The sequence below is a fragment of the Streptococcus mitis genome (assembly GCF_047459985.1).
Lineage (GTDB): Bacteria > Bacillota > Bacilli > Lactobacillales > Streptococcaceae > Streptococcus > Streptococcus mitis_DZ.
Map to the genome: position 1 here is coordinate 1 of NZ_JASHHD010000048.1, position 612 is coordinate 612.

Annotated in this window: 1 protein-coding gene; it reads right to left on the minus strand. The window is 37.3% G+C overall.

Going from position 1 to position 612, the window contains the following annotated elements; translation table 11 throughout:
* Positions 1–17: 17 nt before the first annotated feature.
* Positions 18–497, minus strand: a complete 480-nt coding sequence (locus tag QM959_RS09565) for a sigma-70 family RNA polymerase sigma factor (RefSeq protein WP_414372864.1) — start codon at positions 495–497, stop codon at positions 18–20.
* Between the last annotated feature and the right edge of the window lie 115 nt (positions 498–612).

Here is a 612-nt window from a genome sequence, read left to right on the forward strand (position 1 = left end):
TATTTTTGCATAGCTTCCTAGTGTGTACGGATGTCAAACTCTTTAAACACAATACGTAAGTCCCTTAGCACTCTTTGACGTCCTCGGAAGCGTTCATTTCTTAAGACGCGTTCTAACTCTTCTTGTTTGTCTTTACTTTGTTTGCTTCTATAATCTCTTAGTGTTTCATGAAAGAGATAGTAATCATCCAGCCAGAGTCCTCCCTCACTGATACGATGACTAATCTCACCTACTTCTTCATAGGGTTCTTTATCATATCTTCGTTTTTGACTTTCTTGCTTACGGATATAATCTAAAATCCGATTCCGGAACTTAGTTTTGAAGTATTTCCTTAAACGAGAAATATCTTCTACCAACCCTTCTTCTTTACTAATCAATTCATGCAAGCAAATCATTCCCTCTTGGTCCCAATCCGATAGCTCCCATAAATGAATGTAGTATTCATTTCTACACTTATATACAATTCCTTGGACTTCTTCATATAATTTTTTAAACATTCTATTCCCCTTTCTAGATACAGTCTAACAGATTCAGAAACACTTTTGGACCTTTTCTCCCGTTCTGTCCCCTACACCGTCTAAACTGCACAAAAAAGAGAGGGCATGCCTCTCT